The sequence below is a fragment of the Patescibacteria group bacterium genome (genome assembly GCA_028707495.1).
Taxonomy (GTDB): Bacteria; Patescibacteriota; Patescibacteriia; order UBA2591; family JAQWAS01; genus JAQWAS01.
The window spans coordinates 1-22,234 of the sequence record JAQWAS010000010.1; the positions used below are offsets into that span (position 1 = coordinate 1).

Here is a 22,234-nt window from a genome sequence, read left to right on the forward strand (position 1 = left end):
AAGGTAAAATGTTTGTAGGGCATATTGTTTATCAAGTTAATTATTGATTGCTCAATAATCATTTTACTTGAAAACGTGTGCCCCTTTAAGTTGTCTTGATGTTTCACTTCGGAGTAGAATGCACCTACTAGGTATTGACAAGAAATTAAAGATATGCTAGGATATAGATAGATAATAATTATGGTTATTTAATATCATATTTAATTGCGAAAAGAACAGACTGTTAATGCGGTTGGTTGGTTATCCAATTGATTGCCTTGGTGGTCTACTCTTTTCGCAATTATTTACAAACATTTTTCTAAAGGAGGAAAAATGAAAAAGGTATGTTTTTTTCTGATTGTTATTGTTACATTGATAATAGCAATTGGATTGACGGGCTGTGGAAAGGATTCTTTGCCCGTTACAACAGCTTTAGGAATAGATGATTTCGAGATCGGAGATCATTTTATCATCCCAGGCTTTATTGATTCAACATCTTCAACTACGACTATTAGCAGCTCTGGTGAGGTAGAACATAAGACTGAATTTTACTGTCGAGATTCCTTGGGAAATGATTTTATAGCCACTGATAATTTCTGTCGGTCTGGCGTGGGTTACATCGAAATTGCCAGAATTTGTCAAACTGACCCCAAGCTTAATCTTTTTATTAAAAAGACTGGAGAGGGGGCTGTACTTTATTTATTCCCTTCTTACAGATAATCTCCCAAGAGTTAACCTTTATCCCCAGTGCTTGCGCTGGGGCTTTTTTATTCTTGTTTTACACCTTAAAACATGGTATAGTAGAGGTAAATAAATACAAATATATGTCTAAAAATAAAATAAACCCCGAAGAAGAATACATGGACTCAGATGCAGATGGCTTAACTGATGCGCAGGAAAAAAGAATGGGTACCAATCCACAGAATCCAGATACGGACGGTGATGGCGTTGGTGATTACGTAGAGGCCGTGGTGTATGGCAGTAATCCATTAGATCCAGACACTGACAAAGATGGTATGTCTGATGGCGATGAAATTAAACATGGTCGTAATCCTTTGGGCCCGGGGAACTTGAAAGATTTATTTATTCCTCATGCCGGCAATAATTATCAACCGCAATTTTTACACCCAAAAAGGTTAGCTTTTTATGGCTTATCGGCTGTAGTGGTTAAAGTCGTGGTTGTTTTGTTGGTTTTGTTATTCCCAATTACAGCTTGGTTATCGCCAGATATTTTACAAGAACAAAGTCAAAAAATTATTGAATTAACCAATGTAATTCGCCAAAATGTCGGTGTCACACCTTTGACGATGAGTGAGATTTTAAATAACGCTGCCTGGCAAAAAGCACAAGACATGTTAGTTAAACAATATTTTAGTCATACAGGACCGGATGATTTAACTTTAATAGATTGGTTAAATAAAGTTAATTATTCCTACAAAGTAGCTGGCGAAAATTTAGCCATTGGTTTTGCCAGTGCTGAAGAAGTAGTCAATGCTTGGACTAAAAGTCAAACCCATTATGCTAATATGATCGATCCTGAATTTACTCAGATTGGTGTGGGTATGTTCAGTGGTCAATTTGATCAGCAAGAAACCACCTTAGTGGCACAATATTTTGCTCAGCCCCAAAAAGAAGTTAAAAATGCATTAGTTCAAACCAATCAAGTTTTAGCTGATTTAGATTTAAATTTAGAAAATCAATCTTCATCGGGTCAGGTTTTAGCTGAAAAGGTGTATATCAAAGATTCGGTTTTGGAACCAAGTTTAATTAGTCCCGAAAATAATTTTTCAACAGCCACAGCACAAGTTAATTTAAAAATTCTAGCGCCACAGGCTAGTTCAATTATAATTTACCTTGATGGTAAAGAAGAAATTTCTCAAATCAAAGACATTAATCAAGATCAGGTTGAATTAAGTATTAACTTAACTCCAGGGCAACATGAATTACAAATAGAATCACAACGTGGCGATCAAAATTTGATTTCTCAAAAATATAACTTAACGCTTGACCAGATTGGTCCCGAAATTGATCATCAGCAAAGTCAACTTTTTATCGATCAGGCTCAAGGGCAAGACCATAAAATAGTTCAGGCAATTGTTTATTTAAGTTCAGATGCACAATCAGCTGAAGTGAATTTCAGTAATTATAAAATAGATTTGCAACAAGACGAAACTGATAAAACCAAATGGACGGGTAGTTTAATTATTTTTGATGAAGAAGATGAAAAATTAGAGACTATGACTTTAGCCAATGTTAAGGCGATTGATCAAGTTGGTAATCAAACACTGGAAGATTTAAATTGGGGTCAAATTATTCCAACGGAAACTTCAAAAATAAAACAGTATTTATTTATTAGAGATAATCCATCGTCTAAGGTGGCAGCAATATTTAATATTAGCGACTGGTATTTTAAAATTATTTTAATTTTATTTAGCTTGGTTTTAATTTTAGCTATTGTAATTAAAATAAAAAAACAATCACCCAAATTAATTATTTCGAGTTTAATTTTAATTGCTTTATTGTTAGCCCTGTTTTTTTTCTAATCAAATGTTAAAACATAAATCTACATTTTATTTAATTTTAATTTTAATCATTTTAATTCCCGTTAAATTGTGGGCCACGGAGATTGGTTTTGTTAATTCGAATATTTGGGTTTCAAATACTTCGCCGTTAGCTGGCCAAACAATTAAAATTTCATGTGTAATTGTAAATGACGACGAGCGCGATTTTGAAGGAAATTTGATTTTTTATAATAATAATCAACCCTTAAGCCAAGCGATTAATTTTAATTTAGCTGGTGGTGGAAATAGTCAAGTTTTAGCCATTGATTGGCTGGCAGAAGCGGGTGAACATCAATTTAAAGCTGTAATTGAAAGTGCTCGTTTTATAAATAGTGATCAAACTCAGGTTGAAGTTAGCGCTAATCAAATTAGTCATTCAACACAAATTATTTTTGTTGACGTAGATTCAGATGACGATGGAGTAGGTAATACGCAAGAAGAAGAACAAGGTACAGATCCCAACAATTCCGACACTGATGGAGACGGCGAAGATGATGGTCAAGATCCAAATCCAACCGACGCAACAATTTTTAATGGTCCAGATACTGACAATGATGGAATTTCAAATGCAGTTGATACAGATATTGATAATGATGGATTATACAATTGGCAAGAAGAAGAATTAAAAACTGATCCAAATCGACGTGACACGGACGATGATGGTGTTAGTGATAAAGAAGATGCTTTTCCTTTAGATCCTAACCGCTGGCAAGAAGTTTTAGGTATTAAAATTGAAAATCAAGATCAGGAAGTTGATTCGGAAATTAATGTCGAAAATTCATCAAAATCAGAAACTGATGATCAAAAATTAGCTGGTTCGGTTTTAGGCCAAAAGGTTTATAATCAAGATGGTTTAGAAAAAAAAGATGGCATTAAAAATGGCCTAGAAATTGGTAAATTGGTTTTGTTTTTTATTGTTTTAATTACAATTTTAAGTTTTATCTTTTTTTTAGTTTTAGAAAAAAGAGACCGCTCTCAGAATTAAATTTATTTTTTTTAACAATAAACCCAAGAGGTTTTTTATTTTTTAAAAAATATGTTATGATAATTAACTATGGAAAAGTTGGAAATCAAAAAATATAATGATCCTATTTTAAGACAAGAATGCCAGTTAATAAATAGAATAGATAAAGAAATTAAAGATTTGGCGCAGGAAATGTTGCCTATTATGTATGAACAAGATGGTATCGGTTTAGCTGGTCCACAAGTGGGTATTAATAAACAAATTGTAGTCGTTGATATTGGTCGGGGACCTTTGGTTTTAATTAATCCTAGAATCACACAGACGTCAAAAAAAGTATCAGATTTGGTTGAGGGTTGTCTAAGTTTTCCTGAAATTTATGTTAAAATTAGTCGACCAGATGACGTTGTGGTTGAAGCTAGAGATTTAAAGGGTAATCTAATCGAGGTGAGGGGGCAGGGCTTAATGTCACATGCCTTACAACATGAAATAGACCATTTACACGGTCGAGTGATTATTGATTACTTGAAGGGATTTAAAAAAATTAAAGCAAAAAACAAAATAAAAAAATTAGAAAAAAGATTAAATGAAGAAAATTAATTTTTATAAAGCAGTTGCTGTTTTGATCGGAACGGTTATTGGTTCGGGTACTTTTGGCTTGCCTTTTGTAATTTCTAGAGTTGGTTTTTTGCCTGGTTTATTTTATATCCTATTTTTAGCTTCAACTGTTTTGATTATCAATTATTGTTATACTGAAGTAATTTTAAGAACAAAAGAAACTTGCCAAATGACGGGTTATGCCAGAAAGTATTTAGGCAAGTGGGGAGAGAGATTAATTGCTACTTCTTTAATTTTGGGTATATATGGTGCTTTAATTTCCTATACAATGCTAACGGGAGAATTTCTCTCTGCTATTTTAGCCCCCTATTTAGGTGGTTCAAGTTTTATTTATGGAATTATTTTTTGGTTTTTGGGTAGTTTAGCTATTTGTGGCGGACTAAAAACGGTTGCTAGTTTAGAATTAACGATGACTGGTTTATTAATTTTTGTTATGTTCTATATTAGTGGGGTTAGTTTACCACAAATTGATATTAATAATTTTAGTTATATAAACTTGAGTTACTGGTTTTTACCTTATGGTATTATATTGTTTGCCATGGGTGGAGCAACCGCAATTCCAACAATGAAAGATATTTTAAAAGAAAAAACAATTTTATTGCGTAAAGCTGTAAATTGGGGTTTTGTTATTCCGTTAATTTTATATCTAATTTTTATTATAGGTGTTTTGGGCGCAACCGGATTTAATACTTCAGAAGAGGCTTTGATTGGTTTATCGAAAGTCTTAGGTAAAAAAGTTTTATTAATTGGTGGGATTTTCGGAATTTTAGCTACCAGTACCTCATTTTTGGCGCTCGGCCATGTCCTTAAAGATATGTATCGCCGGGATTATAAGTTTTCTTATTTAACAGCTTGTTTGGCAACCCTAATTATTCCTCTTTTAATTTATCTTACAAAAATAGTTAGTTTTGTTCAGTTATTGGGAATTACTGGAACGATTTTATCTGGCTTTGAGGGTATTTTATTAATTAAAATGTATTATCAATCTAAAAAGTTGGGAGATCGTCAGCCAGAATTTAGTTTTAATTTAAATAAAATTTGGGCTTGGGGAATTTATTTAATTTTTAGCTTGGGGGTTATTTATGAAATAATTTATTTTATTTTTTAATATGTCTGATCAAATTTTAATTATCAACACTGGGAGCACTTCAATAAAATACAAACTTTTTGGTTTAAATAATTTAAATTTAATTAAAGAAAATTATTTTGAAAATGTTAAAGATTATACAGATGTTTTAAAAAATATTTTACGTGAAATTGGCGATTTATCAGATTTAAAAATAATTGGTCATCGAGTAGTCCACGGTGGAAGAGAATTTTTTAAGCCAGTTAAAATTGACCAAACTGTTTTAAATAAGCTAAACGAATTAAGTTATTTAGCGCCCCTACACAATCCTTACAATTTAAAAGGTATTCAAGCTTGTTTGGAATTTTTACCAAAAGTTTTAAATGTAGCTGTTTTTGATACTGGCTTTTATAAAGATTTGCCCTTAAAATCTAAAGTCTATGGTTTGCCATATGATTATTATAAAAAATTTGGCATTCAACGGTTTGGTTTTCATGGTTTATCACATGAATATGTAGCCCAACAAGCAGCCGAAAAATTGGGCAAGCCATACAATAAATTAAAAATTATTTCTTGTCATCTAGGTGGTGGCGGTAGCGTGACGGCTATTAAAGACGGTCAACCGGTGGCTACGAGTATGGGCATGACGCCTTTAGAAGGTTTATTGATGATGACCCGACCAGGCGACATTGATAGTGGAGTAGTTTTAGAATTATTAAAAATTCAACACCAATCTTCTCCCAAGAAATCAGTTGAAGAATTAATTGATAATTTGGAAGAATTATTAAACTTTAAAAGCGGTATCAAGGGTTTGAGTGATAAAGACAATTATTTAGAATTATTGCAAGGAGTAACTTTTAGTGAAGAAAAAAGTAAGTTAGCTTTTGATATTTTTATTCAGCGTATTAAAAAATATATTGGCGCGTATTTTGCTTTGTTGAATGGTTGTGATGCTTTAGTTTTTACTGGGGCGATTGGTTCGGGTAAGCCGACGACTCGTCAGCAAGTTTGCAAAAATATGGACTTTTTAAATAAAACTGAAGTTATGGTGATTGAAACTAATGAAGAATTGCAAATAGCTAGAAAAGTTAAGGATTTGGTGAAATAAAAAATCCCCCTTACTTTCGTACGTAAGGGAGATTATGTTATTATTATTCTTTTTTCTTTATCTCGCGACGGAGAGCGCCGATTTCATTTGCAATTGCGAAACCGACTCCGTATAGTATAGTTACAATACCAATCAATGGGTATTCCTTTCCGAAGAAAATAGCAATCCCTGCACAGAGAGCCGATATACACAGAATAATCCATGAGCCTGAATCGAGTTTCATTTTTCCTCCCAGGAAAATGTTTTTGAAATAATTGCGAAAAGAGTAGACCACTAAGGCAATCAGTCAGATAACCAACCAACCGCATTAACAGTCTGTCCTTTTCGCAATTAAATATGATATTAAAGAACCATAATTATTATCTATCTATATACTAGCATATATTAAATTTCTTGTCAAGACTTATGAACAAAAAATGGCTTGTAGCCGATAAAGTTGAACAAAAAATTGTTAATAATTTTCCGGAAATACATCCGGTTATTTTGCAATTGTTGTGGAGTCGTGGTTTAACTAATCAAAAATCAATTGACGAGTTTTTATTACCAGATTATTCTCAAGACGTGCATGATCCGTATTTATTTCGCGACATGCACAAAGCTGTGGATAGAATTGTGAAGGCTTTAGAGAAACAAGAAAAAATTTTAATTTATGGTGATTATGATGCTGATGGTGTTTCTAGTACAGTTTTATTGGTTGATAGTTTACAAAAAATTGGTTTTCAAAATATCAACGTTTATTTGCCAGATCGTGAAAAAGAGGGTTATGGTTTGAATTCGCAAGCTATCCAAGAGATTGCCAAAGATAAACCAGATTTAATGATTACTTGTGATTGTGGCATTAGCAATAAAGACGAAATTAAATTGGCTGTGAATTTAGGCATAGAAGTGATCGTGACTGATCACCATTGTCAGCCACCAGAGTTGCCCCGAAAGGCCTTGGCAATTATTAACCCTAAGGTTGAAAAAGAGAAATATCCTTTTAAAGATCTAGCTGGGGTGGGAGTGGCGTTTAAATTAATTCAAGCGTTACTAAAAGATGATCGAATAAAATTAGAAAATAAAGAAAGTATCGAAAAATGGCTATTGGATTTAGTAGCTTTAGGCACGGTGGCTGATTGTATGCCGTTGCTGGGCGAAAACAGAACTTTAGTTAAATATGGTTTGGTTGTTTTAAATAAAAGTCAACGTGTGGGTTTGCGTGAATTAATTCGAGTAGCTGGTTTGGATAAAAATTTAGCTTTTGGCGATGAATTAAAAAAAATAGAATTTAGCTTAGATACTTATAATATTGCTTTTCAATTGGGACCGCGGATAAATTCAGCTGGTCGCATGGAACATGCTTTAATGGCTTATGAATTATTGATAAGTCAAGACAAAGAAAAGGCTCAAGAATTAGCACAAAATTTAGAAAAGACCAACAAAGAACGCCAAAAATTTGCTGAAAAAATTTGGCAAGAATCACAAAAGCAAGTTGGTCAAATTGAGCAAGAGCAAAAAGCTATTTTTGCTTCGGGTAAATATGATGATGGCTGGTTGATTGGTTTGGTAGGTTTAATAGCGGGTCGTTTATGTGAGTATTATTATTTACCGACGATTGTAATGTCAGAGTCGGAAAATGAGATTGTGGGTTCTGGGCGGAGTATTGAAGAATTAGATATTATGGAAATTTTAAACCAATCGCAAAAATTTTTGGCACGGTTTGGTGGTCACAAAATGGCTTGTGGTTTTGCTCTAAAAAATAAATCAGATTTAGAAAAATTTAAAAAACACATTCATAAATTAATCAAGCAAAAACTAGCCGACAAAAAATTAACTCCATTATTTTTTATTGATGCTCAAATAAATTTAAACGATATAACTTGGGAGTTGAATGATAATTTGAAAAAATTTGAACCGTTTGGCGAGGACAACTTAAAACCCAAATTTTTAACTAAAAATTTAACTATTATTAATTTAGAAAAAGTTGGTAAGGATGAAAAGCATTTGCGTTTAATGCTAAGCGACGAACAGGGCAATATCAAAAAATTTATGGGTTTCTTTTTAACCTCAGATTGGAGTAATAAAATTAAAATTGGCGATAAGCTTGATGTGGTTTATGAATTATCAGTCAATCAATGGAATGGTAGCCAGGAGTTGCAACAAAAAATTATCGATTTAAAATTGAGTGATGAAAATTTATAAAAAATAAAATTGATTTACAAATTTATAATATAAACAATATGTCTAAAATAAAAATTTACACTGATGGTGGAGCACGGGGCAATCCTGGTCCGGCCGGAATTGGCGTGGTAATTGAATTATCGAATGGCGATGTTAAAACCTATCATCAATATTTGGGCGAGACAACCAATAACCAAGCTGAATATCAAGCGATTGTCTTAGCTTTAGAAAAAGCTCGGTTATATAAACCCGATGAAATTGATTTATATTCTGATAGCGAATTAGTTATTAAACAATTAAATCGTGAATATAAAATTAAAAATACAGATTTGGGTCCTTGGTTTATTAAAATTTGGAATTTACAACAAAGTTTTAAAAAAGTTAATTTTCATCACATTCCTCGTGAACAAAATAAAGAGGCCGATAAATTAGCCAATCAGGCTATGGATGAGAGAATTTAATCTTGACAAAACATATATTTTTGATAAAATATAGATGTTTAAAACAAGCCAGATGATCGCCCCCTCACCTATATTACTAAATAAGTTTTTATCTTATTAAATAAGATTTAATGGCTGAATTAAATCATTTAATAAATCGATTTTTCAGTAATATAGGTGAGGGGGAGGAAAGTCCGAACACTCATCCCACATCTATTTTATAGGTGAGGGAAAGGGTAGCGGGTAATTCCCGTCGCCGTGAGGTAGAGGTGCGAACAGTGACGCCAGTTAAAGCAATTTAACTGGAATCCTTCGGGATTAATCTTTATGGAAACATAAAGGGTGAAACGGCTAAATCCTTACTTGGGTGAAAGACCAAATTTGGTAGGTCGTTAGACCTTAATAGTAATATTAAGGCTAGATAGATGATCATCACCCCTCACCTTTTAATCTTTATAAATATGTACTACGTATACATATTGCAAAGTAAGAGCTATAACAAGATTTATATTAGCTATACTAATGACTTAAGAAGAAGACTTTAAGAACACAATCTTGGTTATTCGACATATACCAAAAGATTTAAACCTTGGATGTTGGTATATTATGAAGCTTATAGTTCTGTATTAGATTGCCGAGAAAGAGAAAGACAACTAAAGAGGCATGCTAAAGCTTGGGGACAATTAAAGAGAAGAATTAAAAATTCTCTTAATAAAGATTAAAAGGTGAGGGGGACAGAATTCGGCTTATCGGCTTGTTTTAAACTAAATTTAAATAATTTATGACTAAAAAATTAGAATTAGTTTTAGCTGGAATTTTAGTGCCATTAGATTTTTTAACGCTGGTTTTAGCCGGTTTTTTAACTTATATTTTAAGATTTAAAACTTTTGTTTCTTTGCGACCGGTTATTTATCAAATTTCTTTTGACAAATATATTTTAAGTATTGCTTTGATTGCATTGAGTTGGTTAATTATTTTTGTTATTGCTGGTTTATATAATATTGGTTCGCGTCATAAATTTACGACTGATGTGGGTCGCATTTTTTTAGCTTGTACTACGGGCATAATGTTGGTAATTGTTTTTATTTTTTTCCAACGCGAGTTGTTGTCTTCGCGTTTTATTGTTTTGGCGGGTTGGTTGATGGCTTTTATTTTTATTTTAATTGAAAGATTAGTTGTTAGGCTCATTCGCCAAGTTTTATTTAAAAAGGGCATTGGTATACAAAAAATAATTTTGATTGGCAATCATCAGACTGGAGAAGAAATTGCTAAAACTATTTATAAAAATCCTACTTTAGGTTATCAAGTTTTGGAAAGAATTAAAGATATTACTAAAGCCACACCAGAATATTTAAAAAATCTTTGGGAAAATAATTTAGGTGAAATTGATGAGATTATTCAAATGGAAACAAATATTGACCAGCAACAAGAATTAGCTATTTTGGACTTTTGCGATGAACATAATATTATATTTCGTTATGCGGCTGATTTATTCAATACTCAAACCTCCAATATTGCGATTGATACCATTGCTGGAGTACCAATTATTGAAATTAAACGTACACCTTTAGATGGCTGGGGAAAAATTATTAAACGTTTTTTTGATATATTGTTATCAACAATAGGTCTGACATTATTAAGTCCATTTTTTATAATTATGGCCACAATTATAAAATTGGATTCGGCCGGACCAGTTTTTGTTAAATTAGATAGAATTGGTCAAAAACATAAAAAATTTGAATTATTAAAATTTCGTTCCATGGTTAAAAATGCAGCTCAAATGAAACAAGATTTAATGTACTTAAATGAACGTTCGGGACCTTTATTTAAAATTAAAGATGACCCACGAGTAACACGCGTAGGGAGATTTATTCGTCGAACGAGTATTGATGAGTTGCCACAACTGTGGAACGTTTTAAGAGGTGAAATGAGTTTAGTGGGACCACGTCCACATGAACCGCAAGAAGTTTCTAAATACGAAAAACATCACAAACGTTTATTGGGCATTAAGCCAGGTATTACGGGTATGGCTCAAATTTCAGGACGATCAGATTTAAATTTTGAAGATGAGTATCGCTTGGATATTTTTTATATTGAAAATTGGTCATTGGGTTTGGATTTAAGAATTTTATTCAAAACCTTGCCAGTTGTTTTAAGTAAAAAATCGGCTTGTTAGCGTAATACGAATTTATAAATAACACTAATCTACAAATTTACGAATTCTATGAAAATTGCTTTAGTCCATGACCATCTTAATCAAATTGGAGGAGCTGAAAAGGTTCTTTTTTGTTTTAATAAAATTTTTCCTCAAGCGCCGATTTATACCTTAATTTACGATCAGAAAAGATTAAATGATTTTTTTAAAGACTTAAACATCCAAACGTCTTTTATCCAAAATTTACCTTGGGCATTTTCAAAATTTAAATGGTATTTACCCCTAATGCCATCAGCCATTGAACAGTTAAATTTAAATAATTATGATGTAGTTTTGTCGGATGCTTCGGCTTTTGCTAAGGGTGTGATCACTAAACCTGGTAGTATTCATGTTTGTTATTGTCACACACCGACTCGTTATTTGTGGACGGACACGCATAATTATATTGAAGAGGTGACTAAAAATAAAGTAATTAAAAAAGTTTTACCGTTAATTTTAAATCAACTTAGAAGTTGGGATCAGTCTGCGGCTCAGCGCGTAGATTATTTTATTGCTAATTCAAATTTTGTCGCTCAGCGCATTAAAAAATATTATCATAAAGATAGTCATGTTATTTATCCGCCGGTCGAAGTTGAAAAATTTAAAATTCAGCCCAAACAAGATAAATATTTTTTAATTGTTTCGCGTTTACGACCATACAAAAAGGTTGATTTAGCTATTAAGGCTTTTAACCGTTTACGTATGCCATTAAAAATTATTGGGGTGGGCGAGGAGGAAGCTAAATTAAAAAAAATCGCCAAAGATAATATTGAATTTTTGGGTGGTGTATCTGACAAAGTGAAAGCTCAATATATGGCACGAGCTCAAGCTTTAATTCATCCGCAAGAGGAAGATTTTGGTATTACAGCAGTTGAAAGTATGGCAGCCGGTCGACCAGTTATTGCTTATAAAGCTGGTGGGGCAATGGAAACAGTTAAGGCGGGGGAGACTGGTGTATTTTTTAACGAACCAACCTGGGAATCTTTAACTGAAGCTGTGATTCGTTTTAATCCACAAGATTTTAGTTCGCGGGTTATTCAAGAACATGCTCAGCAATTTAGTCGAGAAAGATTTGAAAAAGAAATTAAAGATTTTATTCATCGGGCATGGCAAGATAAATTAATTTAAGTTATCCACACCCATGTCTTGACAAATAATTTTATATATGCTAGTATATATAATATAATGATCTTTGAAAAAAATAAAATCGTTCGCTGGATGGAAATAAAAACTTGTTTTTATCCAGCGGACGATTTTCAAACGATATTTCGCCCCAGGTCCGAGGCTGTTTAGCCTCCGACCCTCTGGAGTCAATCTCCTAGCTGGCGCGAATTTTACGTCCGCCTCCTCGATTACGAGGACCTATAATCAAGCCCTCCGGTCATTCTATTCATTCTATGGCACCTTCTGGTTGTAAAACCAGGAGTTTTCGGACAAACCGAATCATCTTGCCTTCGACCGGAAGAACACCGGTCCCCCTTCGATAATTCGATAACGTATACGACGATAGCTTTTTGGCAATTATGCCAAGTTCGTCAACATCGACACGATTCGGGGACCGGTGACCTCAAATCACCCCGTTGTACTATTACCAAACAATTTGCCGAAAGGAGACACGATCAACATGCGCTAATTAATTTTTACACTTTCTACTTGCTTTCGACCATATCGTGGTTATATGTACATTTTTTCGACAACTCTTAAAAAGGAGAAATATCGTGCTTAGTAAATTTTACGAAAGTATGGGCTGACCATGAAACAAATGGTCTGGCCCTGATAAAAACCCAACTTTGACTGGATTGTTCCAGCAAACATTATTACATTCCGAAGTGAAATTCATCGGCCCGTCGGCACTAGATAACTATCAATGTGCCGAACAACCTCCCCAAGTCCAATGGGGAGGATTTTTTTATCCACTTGTCAATTTTAAATTAAAGCTTTAGAATATAAACATGTTTTGCCATCTTGGCATGGTTAACAGTTAATGTTCATTTTAATGGCCTTAAATAACAAAAAAGCCTAAATAACAAGCTAATTGTTCAAGACTGGGTTTACTAAAACCCAAGAATTCAAAACAGAAGAATTCTGGTTTGGCAGATTCAAAACCAAAGTCTATTAAAGTGAGTTATTTAAGTTGCAACAAAAATTAAGGCACCAAAGGAGGGTGATGTCTGGGTTTACCTAGCGTCTTTGAAAATTTTTTGCCTTTTGGAGCAAGTTTGACTTATGAGAAAATAAGAGTCTTACTCAGCCGATAAGGGTAGACCGGTTAGATTTAATTCATTCTATTGATGACATTAAACTAACCGGTTTTTTATTTTTTATAAAATTAAATCTGTGGTAAAATAACATTATGCGTATTGGTATCGACTCCATACTAGTCGCTGCGCTCCAGTACGGGGCGAGAATCAGATGTTTCAATGTTTTTTTGTTAAATAAGTTTAACCTGTAATTTATTATTATGCGTATTGGTATCGACATTCGGAGCTTAATGGATAAAAATCGTTCAGGAGTGGGCGAGTATGTTTTTAATGTTTTAAATAATTTATTCGAAATTGATCAGCACAATCAATATTTTTTATTTTACAATTCTTTTAAAAAAGTTGATCATATTTTACCAAATTGGAATTATAATAATGTTAAATTTGTGGGTCATCATCAACCCAATAAACTATTTAATTTTCAACAAAATTTTTTTAAAAAGCCATATTTAGATAAATTAGTCGGTGGGGTTGATATCTTTTGGTTACCTAATTTTCATTTTGCCAATTTATCTTCCCAAGTTAAAAAAATCATCACTGTGCATGATTTGTCATTTGAAATTTATCCAGAGTTTTTTTCATTTAAAAGACGTTATTGGCACAGAATTTTAAAAACCCAAAAGTTAGTTAAAAATATGGATCAAATTATAGCTGTTTCACAAAACACAAAACAGGATTTAATTGATTTATATAATATTAATAAAGAAAAAATCAATGTTATTTATCCAAGCGTAAGTCAAGATTTTAAAAAAATAGAAGATCAAACAGTTTTGCAACAAGTTAAAAATAAATATAATTTACCAGACAATTTTATTTTATATTTGGGTAATTTAGAACCTAGGAAAAATTTGATTGGTTTGCTTCAGGCTTTTGAAAAAATTAAATCAGACGTTAATTTGGTTTTAGCCGGGCAACCGGGGTGGTTATATCGTCAAATATTTAATTTAGCTCAAAAAAGTTTTAAAAAAGATAAAATCCATTTTTTGGGTTATGTGGATTATGGAGATAGGCCAGCTTTATATAATTTAGCGCAGGTTTTTGTTTATCCGTCTTTTTACGAAGGTTTTGGTTTGCCACCCCTGGAAGCTATGGCTTGTGGTTGTCCGGTGGTAAGTAGTTTTTCTTCGTCGCTGGGCGAGGTAGTTGATTCAGCTGGCTTGTTAGTTGATCCATATGATATAATGGAAATAAGCCAGGCCATTGATCAAATTTTACAAAATTCGGACTTGAAGCAAGATTTAATTGAAAAAGGATTAGTTCAAGCTAAAAAATTTGATTGGCAAAAGACAGCGCAAGATATTTTAAAGATTTTTGAAAAATAAAATTGGATAACAGTGGTTGTTTATAATGATTTAAGTCATTTAGAATAATTAAGGTTGATAATTTTTTCTCCCCTCCTTTTAAAGGAGGGGGAAGGGGTGGTTGGATTGATTTTTAGATATTTTAAAATAAAAAAGGGCCCCGCATTTTTAAATGCGAGGCAAACTTGAGAATCACTATGCTTCGGTTATTTCAGCCCTGAAGTGTTTTTTAAAGAGATAAGCAACGCCGATCAGTAAAGTAGCACAGAACATATAGCTTGAAGAGCCGATTAAACCGACAGCCAAACCCTCGCCCGATCCCAGAATAAAACCGAAGGCTAAACCGGTACACCAAATAAAAATTTCTGAGAACCAGCCGTCGTCCTTAACGATGACGGAATAGCCGATACTCCCGAAGTATATTCCCGCAAGTAAGCTAGGTAAAAAGACACCGAACCACGCCAGATTGTCTTTAAATAAGCCATTATCTTTTCCATTGATGGAAATGGAGAATCCGATAATTACTAAAACGATTATTATAATAAAATTTATTATAATCAATCGCTTTACCCTTTTAGAAAGATTCATTTTCCCTCCTTAATTAGTTTTTTAAATAGCGATGATTTTCTTTAAGCTTAGCGTATATTATATTTTTTGTCAAGACCTAGTGTCATTCTGAACTCTAGTCCGCCAAATCGGAAGATGTTTCAGAATCTATTAATACTTTGTACTTTATCCCAGTAAAAAAACGTTCAACTTAATTAAAGATCCTGAAATAAATTCAGGATGACAAAGACAAATTCAGGATGACAATTTTAATTTAGGATGACAGTTGTTGAATAAGTTTAATTTATAAAAAAAATTATGCGAATCGGCATTGACCACCTCAACCAACCGCTACGCTAGTTGGTGAGGTGGCGAGAGTCAAATATTTTATTATTAAATTAGCTAAATAAGTTTTACTTTATAACAATATTATGCGAGTAGGCATCGACGCGCGACTCTATGGTCCTAAAAACAGGGGCCTGGGTCGTTACGTTCAACAATTAATTACTCATTTAGAAAAAGTTGATCAAAACAACCAGTATTTTATTTTTTTGACCAAAAAGAATTTTGATGAGTATCAACCAACAAATTCTAATTTTACCAAAGTTTTAGCTGATGTCAGATGGTACACATTGAAAGAACAAATTGTCATGCCTAAAATTATAAAAAAATTAAAACTAGATTTGATGCATTTTCCGCATTTTAATGTGCCAATCAACTGTCCGGTGAAATTTATAGTAACAATTCATGATTTAATTATTCATCATTTTCCAGATTCACGGGCGACAACCCTAAATCCCATATTATATAAAATTAAACTTGAGGCTTATAAATTTGTTATTAAACAAGCTATTTTAAAATCACAAAAAATTGTGGCTGTTTCTGAATTTACCAAAAAAGACATTTTACAACATTATAAAGTTAAAGCAGATAAGATAAAAGTAGTTTATCAAGGATTAAATCAAAAAAATTTAAATATCAACCAAAGTCAAATTGATGAAATTTTAAAAAAATATAAAATTCAAACACCGTATTTGTTATATGTGGGCGCAGCTTATCCGCATAAAAATTTGGAAATATTGATTAAGGCTTTTGATAAAATTAGTGCTAAGCATCAGAATTTAAATTTAGTTTTAGTTGGGCAGAAAGATTATTTTTATCAACGTTTACAAAAATATATTCAAATTGACTTTCCAAAATTAAAAAATAAAATTATTTTCACCGGGTTTGTGTCAGATTCAGAATTAAGTTGTTTGTATAAAGCTGGTTTAATTTATGTTTTTCCGTCTTTATTTGAGGGCTTCGGTTTGCCACCTTTGGAAGCCATGCAATATGATTTACCGGTTGCCAGCAGTCAGGCTAGTTGTTTACCAGAAGTTTTGAAAGATGCGGTTATTTATTTTGACCCTGTTGAAAAAAATGATATAATAAAACAATTAGATATTTTGATTCAAGATGCTGATTTACAGCGTCAGCTTAAAATTAATGGCCAAAAATTGTTAAGTCAATATAATTGGTTAAAAGCAACACAACAAATTGTAGAAATTTATAATTCTATAAATAATGCCAGTTAAAAAAATAAAATCAAAAACTCAAACCAAAACCAAAAAAGTAGCATCTAAGACCAGCAGTTTATCATCAAAATCAGTGTCTAAAATTATTCGGTCAAAATCAACAGCTCATGTTAAGAAAAATAAGGTTTATAAAGTTAAAATTAAATCTAAGGTTCAACCTTCGGGTTTTGTAGTTGATTTAAGACCAATATCAGTGATTGAACCGACAATTGAAGAAATAAAAGTTGAACCAATTTTAAAAGAGATTGATAGGTTTGAACCAGTTGACAATGCTAATCTAGATTTAGAAAAAAGTTTATTTTTGCCGCAAGTTGATTTTAGTCAGACAATTATTAAGCCACGAGAAAAAAAATATTTTTGGCGTAAATTTTGGAACAAAATAATAAATTATCGACCACGCTTAAAATATTTTCAAGCAAGACCGGTTGAACCTAAAACACAAATCATTTGGTCGTGGCAGATATTTAAAAATAAAACTTTTTTAAAACCAGTTTTAACTTTTGTAATAATTTGTTTACTCATCGTAGTGCCAATTCAATTTTTTGGTTTGTATCGTAATTATCAACAAACCAAAGCTGGCTTTTATGAATTAAGTGCGACCTTACCGAATCAATTAGAAAAAGCGCAGACTTCACTGGAGCGTTTAGATATTCAGGCGTTAAGTCAACAAACCAATTTAATTCAAGAGCAATTATTAGATTTAAAAAATCAATTAGATAGGGGTTTAATTATAACTTCTTTAACCAAGCTCAGTCACAAGGGTTCTCTGGCAAATAATTTTATTCAGGCTGGTTTGGCCTTAACACAAGTAGTTCGGGATTTGAATCAGACTTTTGAGGATTTTTCAACTGACTTTGATGGTCGTCAAATTTATAATTTTACAGATGAAAATGTAAATTTAACTGAACCAAACTTTAGTCAACGTTTAAAAATTTTACATCAAAATTTAGAAAAAATTTATCAAAAGTTGAACGAGGGTAATCAGTATTTAAGTTATATTGATTTAAATGATTTTGACCCAGCTTATCAAGCTAAATTAGATCAGTTGCATCAGGAATTAGATCGAGTTGAAAATTATATTGCTAAATATTTAAAATTAACTCAAATTTTACCACAATTGGTGGGTGATGAAGATTGGCAAAGATATTTAGTAGTTTTTCAAAATAGCAACGAATTAAGAGCCACGGGTGGTTTTATGGGGAGTTATGCTCTGATTGATTTTTATCAAGGTAGAATTATTAATTTAGAGATTCCCGGTGGCGGTTTTTATGATCTAGAGGCTGGTTTAAATAAAAATATTCAGCCTCCACAACCAATTTTAATGGTAAATCAACGTTGGGAAGTCCAAGATGCTAATTGGTGGCCAGATTGGCCGACTTCAGCTCAAAAAATTAGTCAATTTTATGAAGATTGTGGTGGGGCAACCGTAGACGGAGTTATTAGTTTAAATATGGATGTTGTTGCTGCTTTGCTGACTTTAACCGGTCCGATTGAGATGTCTGAATACAACAAAACAATCGATAGTTTAAATTTTATAGATCAATTACAACAGGAGGTTGAGATTGATTATAATAAAGAAGCCAATCAACCTAAAAAAATTATCGCTGATTTAACGCCCGAACTATTAAAACGTATTTTTGACTTACTTCAACAGCCAAATGCTTCAACCGAGGTTTTAAAAATTTTAGGTGTTTTAGAAAATAATTTAATTGAGCGTAACATTCAATTTTATTTAACTAAACCGGAGTTTGAAGAAGTAATTTTAAATTTAGGTTGGGGGGGCAATTTAAAAGAAACGTCACAGGATTATTTAATGGTCGTTGATACTAATTTGCGTGGTGGTAAAACAGATGGGGTAATTTATAAAGATTTAGATTTAACTACGGAAATTCAGGCTGATGGCAGTTTGATTAATACTTTAAAGATTAAACGTACTCACCAGGGTGATCCGCAAGATATTTTTACCAATCAGACAAATATTGATTACGTTAGGGTGTATGTGCCTTTGGGAAGTATTCTATTGGAGAGTCAAGGTTTTAATCCGCCCGGTGGTGGTAATTTTTATCAAACGACTGGCCAAAACGAAATTGATTTTCAGGTCGCTGAATTTGAAGATAAATCTATTGCAGATTCTAAGGGAACGCTTATTGGTGTCGAAAACAACAAAACGGTTTTTGCCAATTGGATGATTTTAGAACCTGGTACTCAAGCCCAAGCCACTTTAGTATATAAATTACCGTTTAAAGTTCAAACTCAGATTGAAACTTTGAAAGAATCTAATTGGTTTAAAATAGCTAGTCAAAAAATGGGCCTAACTCAGTCAGTAACAGACAATTTAAGTTCTTACAATATTTTAGTTCAAAAACAATCAGGTAATAAGAATATTAATTTTCAACAGACTTTAATTTCTCCTTACGATTGGCCGGTGAGCTGGAGTTATCCAGATGATTTAAAAATTGTTAATTTAAAAAACAATCAACAAAAATTTATATTTGAGGATAGTTTAAATCAAGATATCTATTGGGGAGTTAGTCTGAAAATTGCTGAATAAATTATGTTAATCTCAAAATTTAAAATTATTAATTTATGTCTTGGACTGTTGGTCAGTCTTTTTTTATTTTTTAATATTCAGTCTTGGCATCTGATTTGGTTGGGAGTTTTTTTAAGTTTAATCTATTTTTATCTAAGTGGTCGGGCATGGGGAAATTATTTAGTTAAAATTTTGCAAATTAATACTTGGTTTAAATTTTTTCTGGGAGTTCTGATGAGTTTAATTTTAATTGCAACAGGTGGCGCAACAGCGGTCGTGTTTTATAAAATTACACCCATATGGCTATTAATAATTTTAATTTTGAATTTAATTTTGGCTGAGTGCTTAAATTATAAAAATAATTTATCTCAAGTTAAAGTTAAATTACCCGCATTGGAACCAGTTTTTAAATTTAAAATTTGGGGTTATGTCGTTTTATTTTTAAGTTTAATTATTTACATTTTTCTTTTGTGGCAAGCTCGGACGGGTAATTTTATTTTAAATCCTTGGGGAGTAATTGCGTCAATCAGTTTATATTTTTATTTAATTATTGTTTTAATTTGTGGTTGGTGGTTGCTATCGTGTAAAAAAATTACCACAGCAATCTTAGGTTTAATTTTATTTAGTTTAATTATTCATGCCGTGGTGCCAATTGTTTACCAAGTTGGTTTTGGTGGCGATCGTTGGCGTCATATAGCGGCAGAAAAATATTTACAACAAGGTCAAATTTATGAGCCGGCCTTGTTTGGAGTTGATGAAATTAGTTATTCAAATCTTGGTCCGTTTAAAATCCCCAGCGTTTTGGTTGTTGGCAATAAAACTTCATATAGTTCTTTTTGGTCAATTAAATTAATTTTATCTTGGTTGTTGCAAATTGATATTTTTAACATTGATTTGTGGTTTGGAATTTTAATTTGGTCTTTATTTGTCCCTATTTTATTTTTTATTTTGGGAGATTATTTTTTTGAAAACAAACGTTACAATTTATTATTAACTCTAATTAGCAGTTGTTTTTATATTTTTATTTTTTATGGATATTGTTCTTTACCGGTGGCTTATGGATTTGTGGCTTTTTTATTATGTTTAATTTTATGGTTAAATTATTTTAAAAATAAAAATAAGTTAAATTTATATTTAGCAATTTTTTTGAGTCTACTTTTATATTTAAATTATATTTTGTACTTAGTTTTAATTTTAATTATCGTAGCTTGGTTGTTTGTTTTTAAATATCGACCAGCGAATCTAAATTTAAAATGGCGTGTATTGATGATTTTAATTTTAACCGTAAGTGTCTTAATTTTACCAATCTTAGATGTTTTATCTGGTTTTACTAATTTTAAAATGGGTCTAAATTTTAATTATATAATTAAATCTGGTGGTGATATGTTGGCTAGAATGTTGGGCTGGGGACAATTAACATTTTTAAATTTAGATATCACATCGACTAGTTTTATTTACAATCAAACAAATGAAAATTTAACGACTAATACATTATTAAATTTTAAATGGTGGCCAGCCTTAATAAGTTTATTAATGTGGCTAACAATAATCTGGGGTTGGCGGAAATTTAAAATTAAATCATGGGGTAGAGGAGTGGGATGGCTGTTAATAATTTTTTTAATTGATCATTATGTCAGCTGGTATTTAATGGAAGGTTCAAGATTGTTTGTTAAGCGTTTAGATTTATTTATAGCCTTTTTAATGTTGATTCTTTTGTGTCGAGGGGTGTATGAATTAATTTTTAATAAATTTTTAAAATTAGATTTAAAATATAAAACTGTTTTAATTTTATTAATTTTGAGTTTAAGTGTAACTTCGGTTTTAGCTTCGGGTCCGGGACCCATGGAACAGATAGTCACGCGAGACGAATTAAAAGCTGCAGAATATGTATATCGAGATATACAATTAAAAAATAATTTAAATGATCGGGAATGTGTTTTGGCTAACACTTGGCCATTATTAGCTTTAGAAATGGTTTCAGCCAGAAAAATTACAGCTGGTGGTTTTCCGGTTTATAAAGAATATAGTCAGCCGGAACGAGTGCGCTTATTTAAAGGTATGCTACGTCAGCCTTCAATCCGTTATATTTATCAAGCTATGGATATTACTCAAACCCAAGGATGTTATTTCATGACCGAGGAGCGGTGGTGGCAGACGGGGGACAAGGTGGCAATGTTGGAAAATTTAATCCAAATTTTCGGTCAACCAATAAAAAAAATTGGGGAGGTATATATTTTTTATTATACGTTTTAAATATAATTTTTTAAAATTTTAACCTGATGAATATCGGGTTTTTTATTTATCCCCTTGACAAGAAATAAAATATATGCTAACATATAGATAGTACATAAATAATTTTTGAATCTTCTTTTACCCCATTTTTCCTGCCATACACCTTCCAAACTAAGGGCGGTGAAATTACAAAAAGTTTTTTCACCGCCTCCCATCTTTATATTTATTTTTCGCAGGTACGGCTATCAGTTACGGCGGTCTAGTTATCTAGTCAATTGTGACTGGTAGTCTGTACCTGTGGGAAATAAGTTTTAACAAAGTTAAGGGAGGAAAAATGCCAGGAGGAATTTGTTTAGCGGATGCTTTTATTGGGGTGGGTCTTGTCACCCCGGAACATGCGGAGGTTGTGGAATGCCGTAAGGACGTTGATGCCTATATTGCAAAAGCTAGGCGTCTGTTTCTCGAGGAGGGACGTAGTCCGGCTTACCTTAAGATGAGGCAGATCGTTTTCATCGTAAATAAAAATAAGGCATTTAAATTGCCTTAAAGAATTTAGGGGAGCGCATGAGCGTTCCCTCCTGAATTCTATTCCAAAGTGAAACATTTTTAATTTCACTTTTGATTTCACTTCTTTTGATAAAATATTTCATAAGGTGTTTTAAAATTTAATCTTTTACGTGGTCGATGATTTAACAACCTAATC

The 22,234-nt window shown here is 32.2% G+C and carries 17 protein-coding genes; 15 read left to right on the plus strand and 2 right to left on the minus strand.

Going from position 1 to position 22,234, the window contains the following annotated elements; all coding sequences use genetic code 11:
* The first annotated feature begins 393 nt into the window (after positions 1-393).
* The 6 genes from PHS07_03760 to PHS07_03785 all read left to right on the plus strand — a co-directional run bounded on the left by PHS07_03760 (position 394) and on the right by PHS07_03785 (position 6,293).
* A complete protein-coding gene (locus PHS07_03760) occupies positions 394-699 on the plus strand; it encodes a hypothetical protein (GenBank protein ID MDD4607409.1) in 306 nt (101 codons plus the stop codon).
* 104 nt (positions 700-803) lie between these two features.
* On the plus strand, positions 804-2,522 hold the full coding sequence (locus PHS07_03765) for a CAP domain-containing protein (GenBank protein MDD4607410.1): 1,719 nt from the start codon (positions 804-806) through the stop codon (positions 2,520-2,522).
* A gap of 4 nt (positions 2,523-2,526) precedes the next feature.
* Positions 2,527-3,525 (plus strand): hypothetical protein, encoded by a 999-nt coding sequence (locus PHS07_03770; protein MDD4607411.1) that lies wholly within the window; start codon positions 2,527-2,529, stop codon positions 3,523-3,525.
* 69 nt (positions 3,526-3,594) lie between these two features.
* Positions 3,595-4,101, plus strand: a complete 507-nt coding sequence (gene def / locus PHS07_03775) for a peptide deformylase (protein MDD4607412.1) — start codon at positions 3,595-3,597, stop codon at positions 4,099-4,101.
* Entirely contained in the window at positions 4,088-5,227 is a 1,140-nt protein-coding gene (locus PHS07_03780; GenBank protein MDD4607413.1) for an aromatic amino acid transport family protein, read from the plus strand. Before def ends, PHS07_03780 begins: the two co-directional genes overlap by 14 nt.
* 1 nt (position 5,228) lies before the next feature.
* On the plus strand, positions 5,229-6,293 hold the full coding sequence (locus PHS07_03785) for an acetate/propionate family kinase (protein ID MDD4607414.1): 1,065 nt from the start codon (positions 5,229-5,231) through the stop codon (positions 6,291-6,293).
* A gap of 43 nt (positions 6,294-6,336) precedes the next feature.
* On the opposite strand, the gene PHS07_03790 is transcribed toward PHS07_03785, so the two are convergent.
* Positions 6,337-6,516 carry a hypothetical protein gene (locus PHS07_03790; GenBank protein MDD4607415.1) on the minus strand — a complete coding sequence of 60 codons (180 nt, stop codon included), beginning with the start codon at positions 6,514-6,516 and terminating at the stop codon, positions 6,337-6,339.
* Positions 6,517-6,698: 182 nt separating this feature from the next.
* Between PHS07_03790 and recJ the strand changes: the two genes are divergently transcribed.
* The 5 genes from recJ to PHS07_03815 all read left to right on the plus strand — a co-directional run bounded on the left by recJ (position 6,699) and on the right by PHS07_03815 (position 14,670).
* Positions 6,699-8,474: a single-stranded-DNA-specific exonuclease RecJ gene (gene recJ / locus PHS07_03795; protein MDD4607416.1), complete on the plus strand. Its 1,776-nt coding sequence runs from the start codon at positions 6,699-6,701 to the stop codon at positions 8,472-8,474.
* 38 nt (positions 8,475-8,512) lie between these two features.
* Positions 8,513-8,914, plus strand: a complete 402-nt coding sequence (locus PHS07_03800) for a ribonuclease HI family protein (GenBank protein MDD4607417.1) — start codon at positions 8,513-8,515, stop codon at positions 8,912-8,914.
* A gap of 760 nt (positions 8,915-9,674) precedes the next feature.
* Positions 9,675-11,069, plus strand: coding sequence for a sugar transferase (locus PHS07_03805; GenBank protein MDD4607418.1), 1,395 nt, complete (start codon positions 9,675-9,677; stop codon positions 11,067-11,069).
* 48 nt (positions 11,070-11,117) lie between these two features.
* Positions 11,118-12,215 (plus strand): glycosyltransferase, encoded by a 1,098-nt coding sequence (locus PHS07_03810; protein ID MDD4607419.1) that lies wholly within the window; start codon positions 11,118-11,120, stop codon positions 12,213-12,215.
* A 1,333-nt stretch (positions 12,216-13,548) separates the two neighbouring features.
* Positions 13,549-14,670 (plus strand): glycosyltransferase family 1 protein, encoded by a 1,122-nt coding sequence (locus PHS07_03815; GenBank protein ID MDD4607420.1) that lies wholly within the window; start codon positions 13,549-13,551, stop codon positions 14,668-14,670.
* Between the two features lie 174 nt (positions 14,671-14,844).
* Here the strand turns inward: PHS07_03815 and PHS07_03820 are convergent, their stop codons facing one another.
* The gene (locus tag PHS07_03820; GenBank protein MDD4607421.1) at positions 14,845-15,237 is read right to left on the minus strand and encodes a hypothetical protein; all 393 of its coding nucleotides are present in this window, start codon (positions 15,235-15,237) and stop codon (positions 14,845-14,847) included.
* Positions 15,238-15,626: 389 nt separating this feature from the next.
* Here PHS07_03820 and PHS07_03825 point away from each other — a divergent pair, with 389 nt between their 5' ends.
* The 4 genes from PHS07_03825 to PHS07_03840 all read left to right on the plus strand — a co-directional run bounded on the left by PHS07_03825 (position 15,627) and on the right by PHS07_03840 (position 22,078).
* Positions 15,627-16,769 carry a glycosyltransferase family 1 protein gene (locus PHS07_03825; protein MDD4607422.1) on the plus strand — a complete coding sequence of 381 codons (1,143 nt, stop codon included), beginning with the start codon at positions 15,627-15,629 and terminating at the stop codon, positions 16,767-16,769.
* On the plus strand, positions 16,759-19,320 hold the full coding sequence (locus PHS07_03830; protein ID MDD4607423.1) for a DUF4012 domain-containing protein: 2,562 nt from the start codon (positions 16,759-16,761) through the stop codon (positions 19,318-19,320). Before PHS07_03825 ends, PHS07_03830 begins: the two co-directional genes overlap by 11 nt.
* Positions 19,321-19,323: 3 nt before the next feature.
* Positions 19,324-21,552, plus strand: a complete 2,229-nt coding sequence (locus PHS07_03835; protein MDD4607424.1) for a hypothetical protein — start codon at positions 19,324-19,326, stop codon at positions 21,550-21,552.
* Between the two features lie 313 nt (positions 21,553-21,865).
* Positions 21,866-22,078: a hypothetical protein gene (locus tag PHS07_03840; GenBank protein ID MDD4607425.1), complete on the plus strand. Its 213-nt coding sequence runs from the start codon at positions 21,866-21,868 to the stop codon at positions 22,076-22,078.
* Positions 22,079-22,234: the final 156 nt, after the last annotated feature.